At 57.4% G+C, this 14,721-nt stretch carries 12 protein-coding genes; 8 read left to right on the plus strand and 4 right to left on the minus strand.

From position 1 onward, the window contains the following. Nucleotides 1-353 precede the first annotated feature (353 nt). The 3 genes from WFO70_RS07275 to ppsA all read right to left on the minus strand — a co-directional run bounded on the left by WFO70_RS07275 (nt 354) and on the right by ppsA (nt 4,367). Nucleotides 354-737: a hypothetical protein gene (locus WFO70_RS07275; RefSeq protein WP_337015425.1), complete on the minus strand. Its 384-nt coding sequence runs from the start codon at nt 735-737 to the stop codon at nt 354-356. 2 nt (nt 738-739) lie between these two features. Beyond that, the gene (locus tag WFO70_RS07280) at nt 740-1,234 is read right to left on the minus strand and encodes a hypothetical protein (protein WP_337015426.1); all 495 of its coding nucleotides are present in this window, start codon (nt 1,232-1,234) and stop codon (nt 740-742) included. A 754-nt stretch (nt 1,235-1,988) separates the two neighbouring features. Then, nucleotides 1,989-4,367: a phosphoenolpyruvate synthase gene (gene ppsA, locus WFO70_RS07285; protein ID WP_337015427.1), complete on the minus strand. Its 2,379-nt coding sequence runs from the start codon at nt 4,365-4,367 to the stop codon at nt 1,989-1,991. A 338-nt stretch (nt 4,368-4,705) separates the two neighbouring features. Between ppsA and ppsR the strand changes: the two genes are divergently transcribed. From ppsR to WFO70_RS07325, 8 genes are all read left to right on the plus strand, one after another. After that, nucleotides 4,706-5,539, plus strand: a complete 834-nt coding sequence (gene ppsR / locus WFO70_RS07290; RefSeq protein WP_142489193.1) for a posphoenolpyruvate synthetase regulatory kinase/phosphorylase PpsR — start codon at nt 4,706-4,708, stop codon at nt 5,537-5,539. A gap of 154 nt (nt 5,540-5,693) precedes the next feature. After that, entirely contained in the window at nt 5,694-6,740 is a 1,047-nt protein-coding gene (aroH, locus tag WFO70_RS07295; RefSeq protein WP_337015428.1) for a 3-deoxy-7-phosphoheptulonate synthase AroH, read from the plus strand. A gap of 156 nt (nt 6,741-6,896) precedes the next feature. After that, on the plus strand, nt 6,897-7,133 hold the full coding sequence (hemP, locus tag WFO70_RS07300; protein WP_337016637.1) for a hemin uptake protein HemP: 237 nt from the start codon (nt 6,897-6,899) through the stop codon (nt 7,131-7,133). Between the two features lie 69 nt (nt 7,134-7,202). Then, on the plus strand, nt 7,203-9,188 hold the full coding sequence (locus tag WFO70_RS07305; protein WP_337015429.1) for a TonB-dependent hemoglobin/transferrin/lactoferrin family receptor: 1,986 nt from the start codon (nt 7,203-7,205) through the stop codon (nt 9,186-9,188). Between the two features lie 48 nt (nt 9,189-9,236). Beyond that, nucleotides 9,237-10,265 (plus strand): hematinate-forming heme oxygenase ChuS, encoded by a 1,029-nt coding sequence (gene chuS / locus WFO70_RS07310; RefSeq protein WP_337015430.1) that lies wholly within the window; start codon nt 9,237-9,239, stop codon nt 10,263-10,265. Further along, the gene (locus WFO70_RS07315; RefSeq protein WP_337015431.1) at nt 10,262-11,083 is read left to right on the plus strand and encodes a heme/hemin ABC transporter substrate-binding protein; all 822 of its coding nucleotides are present in this window, start codon (nt 10,262-10,264) and stop codon (nt 11,081-11,083) included. The genes chuS and WFO70_RS07315 overlap by 4 nt, the downstream gene beginning before the upstream one ends. Next, complete coding sequence (locus WFO70_RS07320) at nt 11,083-12,075, plus strand: FecCD family ABC transporter permease (RefSeq protein ID WP_337015432.1); 993 nt, start codon at nt 11,083-11,085, stop codon at nt 12,073-12,075. The genes WFO70_RS07315 and WFO70_RS07320 overlap by 1 nt, the downstream gene beginning before the upstream one ends. Further along, nucleotides 12,068-12,847, plus strand: a complete 780-nt coding sequence (locus tag WFO70_RS07325) for a heme ABC transporter ATP-binding protein (RefSeq protein WP_337015433.1) — start codon at nt 12,068-12,070, stop codon at nt 12,845-12,847. The genes WFO70_RS07320 and WFO70_RS07325 overlap by 8 nt, the downstream gene beginning before the upstream one ends. 426 nt (nt 12,848-13,273) lie before the next feature. Here WFO70_RS07325 and selO read toward each other — a convergent pair whose 3' ends face one another. After that, nucleotides 13,274-14,716, minus strand: a complete 1,443-nt coding sequence (selO, locus tag WFO70_RS07330) for a protein adenylyltransferase SelO (protein ID WP_337015434.1) — start codon at nt 14,714-14,716, stop codon at nt 13,274-13,276. Between the last annotated feature and the right edge of the window lie 5 nt (nt 14,717-14,721).

Consider the following 14,721-nt stretch of genomic DNA (forward strand, 5'->3'; position numbering starts at 1 on the left):
AGTTTTACAAGCACTTCATTATGTAAATGGCCCCGAAATTACATTTAAATATCATTAACTTAAACATTTTATATGCAGTCTCTAAACCCGGGACAAATGAAGGGGATAACCGCCCATAAGGGCGGCTAATTTGACTGGCTACTGTTTCTATTATGTCTCTAACTAACAGTTCTCTGCACTGTTCGCGATTAATACTTGTTTCCTGTATTTGAATACCGATCAAATCTCAAGCCATTTTGCGCCGTTCAAGCTAAAACTGATGATGTTCCTATCAATCTTCTGTTAACGCTTTACAATTTTTAAGGGCATATTTGCTCCCTACTGGCTTTGAGACACTCCAGTAGGGATAACTTTCATTTCTTAGCCTTCTTCAACTGTTCTAACCAGAACTCTGCTTTGGTCATAATATCAGCATGGATTCCAAGCCTACGCAGTTCTTTAATATTTGCGTTCCATTGCTCAGAAATTGGGAAATCTAATCCAAACTTCTTAGCTGTTTCCCTGCACTCCTCTAAGAGTTCTTGTCCTTCAATATCACGTTGGGACAATACTCGCCGCTCTGGTTCTGGTGCAGGTGTATTTGCTAAATGTTCCTCAGCAAATAGCAAAGATAACAAACGACGTTCTTTAGCAAGCTCTTGCTCTATCTGTTCTATTCTACTTCTGCAGTTCTCTATTCGTTGCTCCAGGGGTTTAGCTCTCCAGACAGGTTTTAATTCTGGTTTGAACTTCAACATAATTAACTCTGTTTGTTGTTAATAGTGTTGTTAATGGTGATGGGGGTTGCTGGCGTTTCACCCAAAGCCCCTACATGCTGGAAAGCGTTAGCATCCTGTTCAGGGTGATTAGGATCTTTCATGGTGACTAGTGTTATTTGCTTATCAAGTTCACGACTGGCTCCATCAAAGTGATCTACGCCAATCCCAATTAATCCCCCGAACAAAATGTTGCCCCACATCCAGCCATTGCTACTATCGTTAATATCCCCTCTGGTAACAGGGCTTGTTTCCGTTCTTCTCACTTCAACATGATAAGGAGCATCACCACGTTTTAAATTTACGGTAGCAGGAGCAATGCCTTTAGCCACCTCCATTCCATCAGCATTCTTTACACTGAACAATGCAGGTGCGTCAGTGTTGATAGCTACTTTCTGTTTAGTTCCATCCATAATAGAACAGCAAGCAGATAAAGACATTGAACAGACGCAAGCCACAGCCACGGCTTTAATTTTCATTAAATATATTTCCTAAAAGAATTAATAAAACTTAACCACTCTTATTACTTTATTTCAGCGCCTTTTATTCTGGCGCCTTACCTATTTTCAGTTTCAGAATCACTTAAAAATTTTGAAAGTGCCACTGAGTTTTATCAAGCTTTGAAGTGGTATAGTTTTGACAGAGCGCATTTCCATTTTTTCATATCAGCAAGCACGCATTACTATACCATCACAAGTATCAAATTAATTGAAATCATTCGTCATAACCTTCCGCCCCCAGCACTTATGATGCTAAGTGTGCAGGGACTATTCTTAACTGGCAAATACTTGCAATAAAGATCAGCACAAATACATTAAGACAGGATTAATAATTAATTTCCAATTACATCTATTTAACTAAAGCTAAAATTATCAAGCTACTGATAATATTGAGAATGTTTTCATAATGGCACTAATAGCTAAAATACAACAAATTAACTTATTTCACGAAAAAATACTACATGTGTAATAATATGTAAGGCAGAACATATAATCCCTGAGTGATTGAAAAACAGACATTACATTAGTTTTTATTAATTTTACCCCCGCAAACGATATTAAAAGAAAAATAATTACATTGAATAAATAACAATGATTACTTGCAATAGATTAAGCACCACATAAAAGTTAGAACATCAGAGACATACGCATAAGCAGAAAGGATGGGAAGCCGATAAGATAAAAAAGGCGAGGACCAAAGTCCTCGCCTTTATGCCTTACAGCAAGCGTGACGTTACTTATTCAGTTCCGCCAGGCTCAGCCAGGTTTGCACCACGGTATCCGGGTTCAGGGACAGGCTATCGATCCCCTCTTCCATCAGCCAGGCGGCAAAGTCTTCGTGGTCGGACGGTCCCTGACCGCAGATACCCACGTACTTGCCCTGTTTCTTGGCGGCTCGGATGGCCATCGACAGCAGCGCTTTGACCGCGTCGTTACGCTCATCAAACAGCGCAGAGACTACGCCGGAGTCGCGGTCCAGGCCCAGCGCCAGCTGCGTCATATCGTTGGAGCCGATAGAGAAACCGTCGAAGTGTTCCAGGAACTGCTCTGCCAGCAGGGCGTTGGACGGGATCTCACACATCATAATGATCTTGAGTCCGTTCTCGCCGCGCTTCAGCCCCTGACGCGCCAGCTCGTCGACTACCGCTTTCGCCTGATCGACGGTACGCACGAATGGCACCATGATCTCGACGTTGGTCAGCCCCATGTCGTTGCGCACGCGTTTTACCGCCTCGCACTCCAGCGCAAAGCAGTCGCGGAAGCTGTCAGAGACATAACGACCGGCACCGCGGAAGCCCAGCATCGGGTTCTCTTCTTCCGGCTCGTAACGCTCGCCGCCCACCAGGTTGGCGTATTCGTTAGATTTGAAGTCGGAGAGACGCACGATGACGCGTTTCGGGTAGAACGCCGCGCCCAGGGTGGCGATCCCTTCGGTCAGACGGCCGACGTAGAACTCTTTCGGCGAGTCGTAACCCTTCATCATCTCGCGGATCTCTTTCTGCAGCTTCGGATCCTGGTCGTCAAACTCCAGCAGCGCGCGCGGGTGAACCCCGATCATGCGGTTGATGATGAACTCCAGACGCGCCAGGCCGACGCCTTCGTTTGGCAGGCAGGCGAAGTCAAAAGCGCGGTCCGGGTTACCGACGTTCATCATGATCTTCAGCGGCAGATCCGGCATGGTGTCGACGCTGGAGCTCTTCACGCTGAAGTCGAGGATCTCGGCGTAGACGTAGCCGGTATCGCCTTCGGCACAGGAGACGGTGACGTTCTGATCGTCCTTCATGCGCTCGGTAGCATCGCCACAGCCGACGACGGCCGGGATGCCCAGCTCACGGGCGATGATTGCCGCGTGACAGGTACGGCCGCCGCGGTTGGTGACAATCGCCGCCGCCTTTTTCATGATCGGTTCCCAGTCCGGGTCGGTCATGTCGGTCACCAGCACGTCGCCCGGCTGGATACGGTTCATTTCGCTGATGTCGTGGATCACCTTCACCGGACCCGCGCCGATGCGGTGGCCGATGGCACGGCCTTCCGCAATGATGTTGCCTTGTGCGTGAAGCGTATAACGCTCCATCACCTGACCGCGGGAACGCACGGTTTCCGGACGCGCCTGGACGATAAACAGCTTGCCGGTATTACCGTCTTTGGCCCACTCGATATCCATCGGACGGCCATAGTGTTTCTCGATCTGTACCGCCTGCTTCGCCAGCTCCTGCACTTCAGCATCGGTCAGGGAGAAGCGGTCGCACTGCTCCTGCGGCACATCTTCAATCCGCACCTGCTTGCCATGCTCCTGGGTCGGCGCATAGATCATGCGGATTTTTTTCGAACCCATGGTGCGACGCACGATTGCCGGGCGATCCGCTGCCAGGGTTGGCTTGTGAACGTAAAACTCGTCCGGGTTAACGGCACCCTGCACTACCATCTCGCCCAGACCCCAGGCGGAGGTGATAAAGACCACCTGATCGAAACCCGATTCGGTATCAATAGAGAACATCACGCCTGACGAGGCCAGATCCGAACGCACCATGCGCTGCACGCCTGCCGACAGCGCTACGCCGCGGTGGTCATAACCCTGATGCACGCGATAGGAGATCGCGCGGTCATTAAACAGGGAGGCAAACACATGTTTTACCGCCACCAGCACGGCATCGTAGCCCTGCACGTTGAGGAAGGTTTCCTGCTGCCCGGCGAACGAAGCGTCCGGCATATCTTCTGCGGTAGCAGAGGAGCGCACGGCAAAGGAGGCCTGGGCATCATCAGCAGAGAGCTGGTTGTAGGCGTCGTGAATGGCTTTTTCCAGTTCAGGCTGGAAAGGTGTATCGATGATCCACTGGCGGATCTGGGTCCCGGCTTTGGCAAGCTCGGAGACATCATCAATGTCCGTGTTATCCAGTAGTTCGTAAATGCGCTGGTTTACGCCGCTTTGATCCAGAAAATAGTTAAAAGCATCGGCGGTAGTCGCAAATCCATTCGGTACGGAGACACCCATACTGGACAGATTCGTAATCATTTCACCCAGGGAGGCATTTTTGCCTCCAACTCTGTCTACATCATTCATGCCGAGTTGGTTATACCAAAGCACCAGCGGTGACGAGCCATTGTTGGACATCGAAACAATCCTTTTGTGATATATGAACGGGTTTTAAGAAACTCCTTACTGCGTATTTATACTGTCATATTTATTCCCGCTAAAAAAACGGTGAATCGTGTAAGCACTTTTATTTTTTAGCTTTTCAGACTGTTCCCGCTTAAATGCTAACCTGATGATTCGTATGGATTCCCACAAAAAATCTCAGACTTTAGGGTGATTTTGAAAAATGAAACACCCCTTTCATTAAAAATAAAAATAGCGTTTCATTTCTAATTTCCGCCCCGCATTGACTGTTGTATTTTACTTTTTTAATTTATGCTTTCAGTCAATTACATCTGATATACAGAGTGTGCAAAATGGATAATGCTGTCGATCGCCACGTTTTTTATATTTCTGATGGTACGGCGATCACCGCCGAAGTGTTGGGCCATGCGGTGATGTCGCAATTCCCGGTTTCCATCAACAGCATCACGCTGCCGTTCGTGGAAAACGAGAGCCGCGCCCGAGCGGTGAAAGATCAAATTGACGCCATTTTCCAGCAGACCGGGGAGCGTCCGCTGGTGTTCTACTCGATTGTGATCCCGGAAATTCGCAACATCATTCTGCAAAGCGAAGGCTTCTGCCAGGACATCGTGCAGGCGCTGGTGGCCCCGCTGCAGCAGGAGCTGAAGCTGGACCCGACGCCGGTGGCGCACCGTACCCACGGCCTGAACCCGGCGAATATCATCAAATATGACGCCCGTATCGCCGCCATCGATTACACCCTCGCTCATGATGACGGCATCTCGATGCGTAACCTCGATCAGGCCCAGGTCATTCTGCTCGGCGTCTCGCGCTGCGGGAAAACGCCCACCAGCCTCTATCTGGCGTTGCAGTTCGGGATCCGCGCCGCCAACTACCCCTTCATTGCCGATGATATGGATAACCTCGTCCTGCCAGCGGCGCTCAAACCCCTGCAGCATAAGCTCTTTGGTTTGACCATAAACCCGGAACGGCTGGCGGCGATCCGCGAAGAGCGCCGGGAGAATAGCCGCTACGCCTCGATGCGCCAGTGCCGGCTGGAGGTGGCCGAAGTCGAAGCCCTGTACCGGAAAAACAACATTCCGTGGCTGAACAGCACCAACTATTCGGTAGAAGAGATCGCCACCAAAATCCTCGACATTATGGGTCTCAATCGCCGCATGTACTAACAGGCTAGTACAATGGTTCGTAATGCTTTATACTCCCACCCCACATCAGGGCACCGCTTGTGCCCTGCACTTGAATTCAGCGGGGATTGGTTTAAGGTGATGCCCATCACTTCCCGGTAAGTTACCGTTGAAGCACTACATTCTGAGAAATACCATGAATAAAACCGATGAACTGCGCACAGCGCGTATCGATAGTCTGGTGACGCCAGCTGAACTGGCCCAGCGGTACCCTGTATCTGCGGCAGTGGCAGAGAACGTTACAACGTCACGTAAACGTATTGAAAAAATCCTTAACGGCGACGATCGCCGCCTGCTGGTGATTGTTGGCCCCTGCTCTATTCACGACCTCGATGCCGCGATGGACTATGCTCAGCGCCTGAAGGGGCTGCGGGATAAACACCATGCCCGCCTGGAAATCGTGATGCGCACCTATTTCGAAAAGCCGCGCACCGTAGTGGGCTGGAAAGGGCTGATCTCCGATCCCGATCTGAACGGCAGCTACCGCGTGAATCACGGCATTCAGCTGGCGCGTAAGCTGCTGTTGCAGGTTAACGAGCTGGGCGTACCCACCGCCACCGAGTTTCTCGATATGGTGACCGGGCAGTTTATCGCCGATCTGATCAGCTGGGGAGCCATCGGGGCCCGAACCACCGAAAGCCAGATCCACCGTGAAATGGCTTCAGCGCTCTCCTGCCCGGTGGGCTTTAAAAACGGCACCGACGGCAATACCCGCATCGCGGTCGATGCCATCCGCGCCGCCCGCGCCAGCCACATGTTCCTCTCCCCGGATAAGAACGGGCAGATGACCATCTATCAGACCAGCGGCAACCCGTACGGCCACATCATCATGCGCGGCGGCAAACAGCCGAATTATCACGCGCAGGATCTGGCGGAAGCCTGCGATACCCTGCGTGAGTTCGACCTGCCCGAGCAGCTGGTGGTGGATTTCAGCCACGGCAACTGCCAGAAACAGCACCGCCGTCAGCTGGACGTTTGCGATGAGATTTGCCAGCAGATCCGCAACGGCTCTACCGCCATCGCCGGGATCATGGCCGAAAGCTTCCTGCGCGAAGGTACGCAAAAGGTGGTGGTTGGTCAGCCCATCACTTACGGTCAGTCGATCACCGACCCTTGCCTGAGCTGGGAAGATACCGAGGTCCTGCTGGATAAACTTGCCTCGGCAGTCGACAGCCGTTTTTAAAAACCCTGCCGGGTGGCGGCTTCGCCTTACCCGGCCTACAAAAGCGATACCGTAGGCCGGGTAAGCGCAGCGCCACCCGGCTTTTTCCCTGGCCGCACAATTCCCACCTCACTGTTTTTTCATAAAACGCTTGCCGTCAAAATCGATTTGTTGATAATGATTATCATTGTTACATTGATTGCTATTTTGAAAAACATTATGTCACGTATGGATAACACTGCAGCAACGCTCCCTCGTCCTGAAGACAAAACACAGCCAGCCCCGGGCGCGAACGATCGTCGCATCGACAGCAAACAGCTGTTGGGCGAAGCGGGCCGCGTCATTATCGAGCATGACGGCCAGCACTACCTGCTGCGTCAGACACATGCCGGAAAATTAATCCTCACAAAATAAGCATCCTCGCCAGCCACCCAGGTACCCCCAGGCAGCCAGCGCTTTTCACTTTTAAATGGAGAGTGGCTCATGCCATACCTGAATACCGCGTCGTTACGCCCGTCACTGCTGACGCTGGCGATTATCAGTGCCCTGCCGGGGGCGGCTGTTGCCGCTACCGACGATATGACCGTTACCGCCACCGGCAATGCCCGCAGCGCCTTTGAAGCGCCGATGATGGTCAGCGTCATTGACGCCACCGCCCCGGAAAATCAAACCGCCAGCTCTGCCGCCGATCTGCTGCGCCACGTGCCCGGTCTGACCCTCGACGGCACCGGGCGCACCAACGGCCAGGACGTTAATCTGCGCGGGTACGATCGTCGTGGCGTGCTGGTGCTGGTCGACGGCGTGCGTCAGGGCACCGACACCGGCCACCTGAACAGCACCTTCCTCGACCCGGCCCTGATCAAGCGCATCGAGATCGTACGCGGGCCCTCTGCTCTGCTGTACGGCAGCGGTGCGATGGGCGGGGTGATCGCCTATGACACCGCCGATGCAAAAGATCTGCTTCAGGCCGGACAAACCAGCGGCTACCGCGTGTTTGGTACCGCCGCTACCGGCGATCACAGCCTCGGCATGGGTGCCAGCGCCTTTGGCCGTACCGACACCCTCGACGGTCTGGTGGCCTGGTCGAGCCGGGATCGCGGGGATATCCGTCAGGGCGGCGGCGGCACCGCGCCGAATGACGAGGCGATCAACAATATGCTGGCGAAAGGCAGCTGGCAGATGGATGAGGCTCAGTCGTTGAGCGGCTCCCTGCGCTACTACAACAACGCGGCGCAGGAGCCGAAAAACCCGCAGACCATCGAGGCGGACGACAGCAGCAACCCGATGACCGACCGCTCCACCATTCAGCGGGACGTCCAGCTGGGGTATCACCTCGCCCCGGCGGGCAACGACTGGCTCAACGCCGATGCCCGCATTTACTGGTCTGAGGCGCGCATTAACGCCCAGAATATCGACGGCACTGGCGAGTTCCGCCAGCAGACCACCAAAGGCGGCAAAGTGGAGAACCGCACCCGCCTGTTCGCCGACTCCTTCGCCTCGCACCTGCTGACCTACGGCGGAGAGTATTACCGTCAGGAGCAGGAGCCGTCCGGTGCCACCACCGGCTTCCCGGATGCCAGCATCGACTTCAGCTCCGGCTGGCTGCAGGATGAGATCACCCTGCGCGATCTGCCTGTGACCCTGCTGGGCGGCACCCGCTACGATAACTACCGCGGCAGCAGCGATGGCTACGAGGATGTGGATGCCGATAAATGGTCTTCCCGCGCCGGGATCACCGTGTCACCAACCGAGTGGCTGATGCTGTTTGGCTCCTATGCTCAGGCCTTCCGCGCCCCGACGATGGGCGAAATGTATAACGACGCTAAACACTTCTCCATTGGCCGGTTCTACACCAACTACTGGGTGCCGAACCCGAACCTGCGCCCGGAAACCAACGAAACTCAGGAGTACGGGTTTGGTCTGCGTTTTGACGATTTGATGCTGGCTGGCGATGCGCTGGAGTTCAAAGCCAGCTACTTTGATACGCATGCCAAAGATTACATCTCCACCACCGTCGATTTTGCCGCGGCTACCACCATGTCGTACAACGTCCCGAACGCCAAAATCTGGGGCTGGGACGTGATGGCGAAATACTCCGCCAGCCTGTTTAACCTGGACCTGGCCTATAACCGCACCCGGGGTAAAGACAGCGACACCGGCGAGTACATCTCCAGCATCAGCCCGGACACCGTCTCCAGCAAGCTGGATGTCCCCCTGGCGCAGAGCGGCTTCAGCGTCGGCTGGATCGGCACCTTCGCCGATCGCTCCACCCACGTGAGTAGCAGCTACAGCCACCAGCCGGGCTATGCGGTGAACGATTTCTACGTCAGCTATCAGGGCCAGCAGGCGCTGAAAGGCGTGACCACCACCCTGGTGCTCGGCAACGCCTTCGACAAAGAATACTGGTCGCCGCAGGGCATCCCGCAGGATGGTCGCAACGGCAAGATTTTCGTGAGTTATCAGTGGTAATTACCCTGCCCCGGTACTGCCGGGGCGTTTATCCGGAAGGAAGAGACAATGAATCACTACACACGCTGGCTTGAACTCAAAGAACAAAACCCGGGGAAATATGCGCGTGACATCGCTGCGCTGATGAACATCAGCGAAGCCGAACTGACCTGGGCGCGGGTGGGCCATGATGCGTGGCGTCTGCACGGCGACATCCGCGCGATCCTCGGCGCGCTGGAAGCAGTGGGCGAAACCAAATGTATCTGCCGCAACCAGTATGCGGTTCATGAGCAGGTGGGCACCTTCACTAACCAGCACCTGAACGGCCATGCCGGGCTGGTGCTCAACCCGCGCGCGCTGGATCTGCGCCTGTTCCTCCACCAGTGGGCCAGCGCGTTTCATATCACCGAGACCACCGCCCGCGGCGAACGCCAGAGCATCCAGTTTTTCGACCAGCAGGGCGATGCCCTGCTGAAGGTCTATACCACTGACCACACCGACGTGTCGGCCTGGGGCGACCTGCTGTCCCGCTTTATCTTCGCCGATAACCCGCCGCTGGCGTTAAAAGCCGCCGATCCGGCCATCAACGTGGCAAACGCCGACGCGGCAGCGGTGGAGAGCGAGTGGCGCGCCATGACCGACGTCCACCAGTTCTTCGGCCTGCTGAAGCGCCACAGTCTCACCCGGCAACAGGCGTTCCGCCTGGTGGGCGACGATCTGGCCTGCAAGGTGGAGAACAGCGCCCTGGCGCAGCTGCTCAATAGTGCCCGCCAGGACGGCAACGAGATTATGATTTTCGTTGGCAACCGCGGCTGCGTGCAGATCTTCACCGGCGCGGTAGAGAAAGTGATGCCGATGAAGGGCTGGCTGAACATCTTCAACCCGGCCTTTACTCTGCATCTGCTGGAAGAGTCCATCGCCGAGAGCTGGGTGACGCGCAAACCGACCGCCGACGGGCATGTCACCAGCCTCGAACTCTTTGCCGCCGACGGGACGCAGATCGCCCAGCTGTACGGTCAGCGCGCGGAAGGCGAGCCCGAGCAGCGCCAGTGGCGGTCACAGATCGACGCCCTGACGGTAAAAGGGCTGGCCGCATGAGAAAACTGCTCGCCCTGCTTGTCGCCCTACCGCTGGCCGCTACTGGCGCGGCACAGGAGAAGATCGTCGCCCTCGGCGGCGACGTGACGGAGATCGTCTACGCCCTGGGAGCGGAAGGTTCGCTGGTGGCGCGCGACAGCACCAGCCAGTGGCCGGAGCAGGCCACTGCTCTGCCGGACGTAGGCTACCTGCGCCAGCTCAATGCCGAGGGGATCCTGGCGATGCGTCCGACGCTGGTATTAGCCAGCGCCCAGGCGCAGCCTTCGCTGGCGCTGAAACAGGTCGGGCAGAGTCACGTCAGCGTGGTGACGGTGCCGGGCAGCAACGCGCTCAGTGCGATCGACGAAAAGGTGCGCGTGGTGGCCGAGGCGACGCACCGCGTTGCCGAAGGGGAAGCCCTGCGTAAGCGCCTGCAGCAAGAGCTGGCCGCCCTGCCCGCCACGCCGCTCAACAAGCGGGTGCTGTTTATCCTCAGCCACGGCGGGATGACCGCCATGGCTGCCGGGCAGGATACCGGGGCCGATGCGGCGATCCGCGCGGCCGGTCTGCAAAACGCGATGCAGGGGTTCTCCCGCTACCAGCCGCTCTCTCAGGAAGGGGTCATTGCCAGCCAGCCCGATCTGGTGGTGATTTCCCGGGACGGCATCAACGCGATGGGTGGAGAAGCGAATCTGTGGAAGCTGCCGGGTCTGGCGCAAACCCCTGCCGGACGGAATAAACAGGTATTGCAGATTGACGATATGGCGCTGCTCGGGTTCAGCGTGCGCACCCCGCAGGCCATCGGGCAGCTGCGCAGCAAAGCCGGGCAGCTGCCCTGATGCCTCGCCGGATCGGCTACTCCCTGTGGGGGCTGGCCATAGCGCTGGCGCTGATGACGCTGCTGGCTACCGGTTTTGGCGCGTTGCGCCTGCCGGTGTCCCTGCTGTGGAGCGGCAGTGACGAGGCGCTGCGCCAGATCTGGCTCACCATTCGCCTGCCGCGGGTGCTGCTGGCGCTGGTGATTGGCGGCTCGCTGGCGCTGGCGGGCTGCGTGATGCAGGGGCTGTTTCGTAACCCGCTTGCCGACCCCGGCCTGCTGGGGATCAGCAGCGGTGCCGCCTGCGCCGTCGCCCTGTGGGTGGTGTTGCCCGTTACCCTGCCCGCCCTGCTGATGCTCTACGCTCCGATGCTGGCGGCCTTTCTCGGCGCGCTGGCGGCCACAGTGGTGATCTTTCTGCTCAGCCAGCAGCGGGAGAGTTCCCTCTCGCGGCTGCTACTGGTGGGGATCGCTATCAACGCCCTGTGCGGGGCGGCGGTGGGCGTGCTCTCCTGGGTGAGTAACGACGCCCAACTGCGTCAGCTCTCCCTGTGGGGGATGGGCAGCCTCGGCCAGGCCCAGTGGTCCACCCTGCTGGCAGTGGCCTCGCTGATGATCCCCACCGTGGTGACGATCTGGCGGCTGGCGTCGGCCCTCAACCTGCTCCAGCTGGGCGAAGAGGAGGCGCACTATCTGGGCGTCGACGTGCGCCTCGTCCAGCGGATTTTACTCCTGTGCAGCGCCCTGCTGGTGGCCGCCGCGGTGTCGGTCAGCGGGGTGATCGGCTTTATTGGTCTGGTGGTGCCGCACCTGATGCGCATGTGGCTGGGGTCGGATCACCGGGCGGTGATCCCCGGCTCGGTGCTGGCGGGGGCCTTTCTGCTGCTGATGGCCGATACCGCCGCGCGCACGCTGGTCGCCCCGGCGGAGATGCCGGTGGGGCTGCTGACCAGCATTCTCGGCGCGCCCTGGTTCCTGTGGCTTATTTTCCGTCGTGGAGGTCAGCATGGCTGAACCCTTGAAGGCCGAAGGCGTGACTTATCGCGTCGCAGGCCGGGCGGTGGTGAGCGACGTCTCATTGTCGCTCGCACCGGGTGAACTGGTGGCGCTGATTGGCCCTAACGGTGCGGGGAAATCGACGCTGCTGCGCCTGTTAACCGGTTTTATCAGGCCTGATACCGGGCGCTGTCTGCTGGACGGAAAAGGTCTTGATGAGTGGAGTACTCAGACGCTGTCGCGCCAGCGGGCGGTGATGCGCCAGCAAACGCAGCTGGGCTTTGACTGGCCGGTGGAGGCGGTGATCGGGATGGGACGGTCACCCTGGACGTCACAGCCAGAACCGCAGGTGATAAGCCAGGTAATGGAAATGACCGGCTGTCAGCCGCTGGCCGGTCGTCAGTATGCGGCCCTGTCGGGCGGAGAGCAGCAGCGGGTACAGCTGGCCCGGGCGCTGGCGCAGCTGTGGTGCGACGGCACGCCGCGCGGCTGGCTGTTCCTCGACGAGCCCACCTCGGCGCTGGATCTTTACCATCAGCAGCATCTGCTGCGGCTGTTGAAAACGCTGACCGCCGAGGGGCAGTTGCATGTCTGCGTAGTGCTGCACGATCTCAATCTGGCCGCCTTATGGGCCGACCGGATCGTACTTCTTCATGAGGGCAGGATTGTCTCTCAGGGGACGCCAGCGTCGGTGCTGAAGGCAGATGACCTTGCGCGCTGGTATGGCGCGCAGGTGCATGTGGGGCAGCATCCGTTGAACGCCATTCCTCAGGTGTTTCTAACCCCTTAACGGATAGGTATCACCAGTAATTTTTCTGTTCTTAACGCAATGAAATAATTACAGGATTATAAAAGACTTACAGCGGCTCCCTGGTCCGGCTAAAAATCGCTGAGGCGTTGACCGCAGGCCGGGGCGAGGCGCATGGATGCGCCGAGAGGGCGTGACCTACAGGGATGTAGGATCACGCCCGACCCGATAGCCGGAGGGAATAAGCCGAAGGCACCGCAAAGCGGCGATTTTCTTTGCCGGGAGCCGGGATTGTTAAGGGGCGGCGGCAAGCCCCTTAACACGTTCACGGGTGACGCGGCTGACAGAGAAGTGCAGAACATAAGGTGAACGGAACAACCACCTGAGTCGCATGTTCCTCCTCACCCAGCCCTCTCCCTTAAGGTGAGCGGGCCAACCGTGCCACCATTTCTGGGGAGGTCTTACCCCCTAACTCGAACAGCTCACTTCCAGCCGCTTACCCCAGTCGGGTGGGCGGCTGATGTAGTCATCGCTGCGGTCGGCAAACGGGGTGCGCAGAGCGTCGTGCAGCCGGTGCAGCTCGGCGTAATCGCCTTTTTCCGCCTGCTCGATCGCCCGCTGCGCCAGCCAGTTGCGCAACACCATCGCCGGATTGACGGCATTCATCTGCGCCTGACGCGCATCATCCGCGATATTCTCCTGCTGGAGACGCGCGCGATACGTCGCAAACCAGTCATCAAAGGCCTGGCGGTCGATAAACTCGTCGCGCAACGGTGAGGCGGCGCTGTGCTGCTCGGTTTGGCCCAGCATACGGAAAGTACGGGTGTAGTCGCTGCCTTCCCGCGCCATCAGCGCAAACAGATTATTGAGGATCTCGTTGTCGCCCCACTCCTGGGTCATCATCCCCAGCTTGCGGCGCATCAGCTTGCCGTACTGTTGCAGCAGGACCTCCTGATAGCCATCCAGCGCATCGTTGAGCGCATCAACCTCGATAAACGGCGACAGGGATTGCGCCAGCCGCTGGAGGTTCCACAGCCCTACCGCCGGCTGGTTATCAAAGCTGTAGCGCCCCTGATAATCCGAGTGGTTGCAGATATAGCCCGGCTGGTAGTCGTCGAGGAAGCCGTACGGGCCATAGTCGATGGTCAGGCCAAGGATCGACATGTTATCGGTGTTCATCACCCCGTGAGCAAAGCCCACCGTCTGCCAGCTGGCGATCAGCGCGGCGGTACGCGCCACCACGTCCCGGAACCAGAGAAGGTACTTATCGGCATCGTCCTTCAACTGCGGCCAGTGATGGTTAATCACAAAATCCGCCAGCTGACGGACTTTCTCCGGCTCGCGGCGATAGTAGAAGTGTTCGAAATGACCGAAGCGGGCATGGCTCTGGGCCACGCGGATTAGCATCGCCCCCTGCTCCATGGTTTCACGCGCCACAGGGGTGTCGCTGGTGACAATCGACAGCGCCCGGGTGGTGGGGATCCCGAGGGCGTGCATCGCTTCCGAGGCCAGGCTCTCGCGGATGGTCGAACGCAGCACGGCGCGCCCGTCGCCCATACGTGAATAAGGGGTGAGCCCGGCCCCTTTCAGGTGCCAGTCCATCGTTTGTCCGTTGGCCAGCTGCTGTTCGCCGAGCAGGATCCCCCGCCCGTCCCCCAACTGTCCGGCCCAGACGCCGAACTGGTGGCCGCTGTAAACCTGAGCCAGCGGCTGCATGCCCGGCAGCAGGGTTTCGCCGCCAAAAACGCCAGCGCCCTTTTCGGGACTAAACAACGAGGCCGGGATTGCCAGTTCGTCGGCCAGCGCCGTGTTATGCCAGATCAGACGGGCATTATCGAGTGGGGTGGGTTTCAGAGCCGTATAAAAGCCGGGTAGTTCATCATGCCAGTGCGCGGTAAAAGACAGGGTCATAGGTC

The organism is Leclercia sp. AS011, assembly GCF_037152535.1.
Lineage (GTDB): Bacteria > Pseudomonadota > Gammaproteobacteria > Enterobacterales > Enterobacteriaceae > Enterobacter.

Coding starts and splice junctions, on each gene's coding strand:
- WFO70_RS07275 (WP_337015425.1), bottom strand. CDS start 737: ATGTTGAAGTTCAAACCAGAATTAAAACCTGTCTGGAGAGCTAAACCC.
- WFO70_RS07280 (WP_337015426.1), bottom strand. CDS start 1,234: ATGAAAATTAAAGCCGTGGCTGTGGCTTGCGTCTGTTCAATGTCTTTA.
- ppsA (WP_337015427.1), bottom strand. CDS start 4,367: ATGTCCAACAATGGCTCGTCACCGCTGGTGCTTTGGTATAACCAACTC.
- ppsR (WP_142489193.1), top strand. CDS start 4,706: ATGGATAATGCTGTCGATCGCCACGTTTTTTATATTTCTGATGGTACG.
- aroH (WP_337015428.1), top strand. CDS start 5,694: ATGAATAAAACCGATGAACTGCGCACAGCGCGTATCGATAGTCTGGTG.
- hemP (WP_337016637.1), top strand. CDS start 6,897: ATGATTATCATTGTTACATTGATTGCTATTTTGAAAAACATTATGTCA.
- WFO70_RS07305 (WP_337015429.1), top strand. CDS start 7,203: ATGCCATACCTGAATACCGCGTCGTTACGCCCGTCACTGCTGACGCTG.
- chuS (WP_337015430.1), top strand. CDS start 9,237: ATGAATCACTACACACGCTGGCTTGAACTCAAAGAACAAAACCCGGGG.
- WFO70_RS07315 (WP_337015431.1), top strand. CDS start 10,262: ATGAGAAAACTGCTCGCCCTGCTTGTCGCCCTACCGCTGGCCGCTACT.
- WFO70_RS07320 (WP_337015432.1), top strand. CDS start 11,083: ATGCCTCGCCGGATCGGCTACTCCCTGTGGGGGCTGGCCATAGCGCTG.
- WFO70_RS07325 (WP_337015433.1), top strand. CDS start 12,068: ATGGCTGAACCCTTGAAGGCCGAAGGCGTGACTTATCGCGTCGCAGGC.
- selO (WP_337015434.1), bottom strand. CDS start 14,716: ATGACCCTGTCTTTTACCGCGCACTGGCATGATGAACTACCCGGCTTT.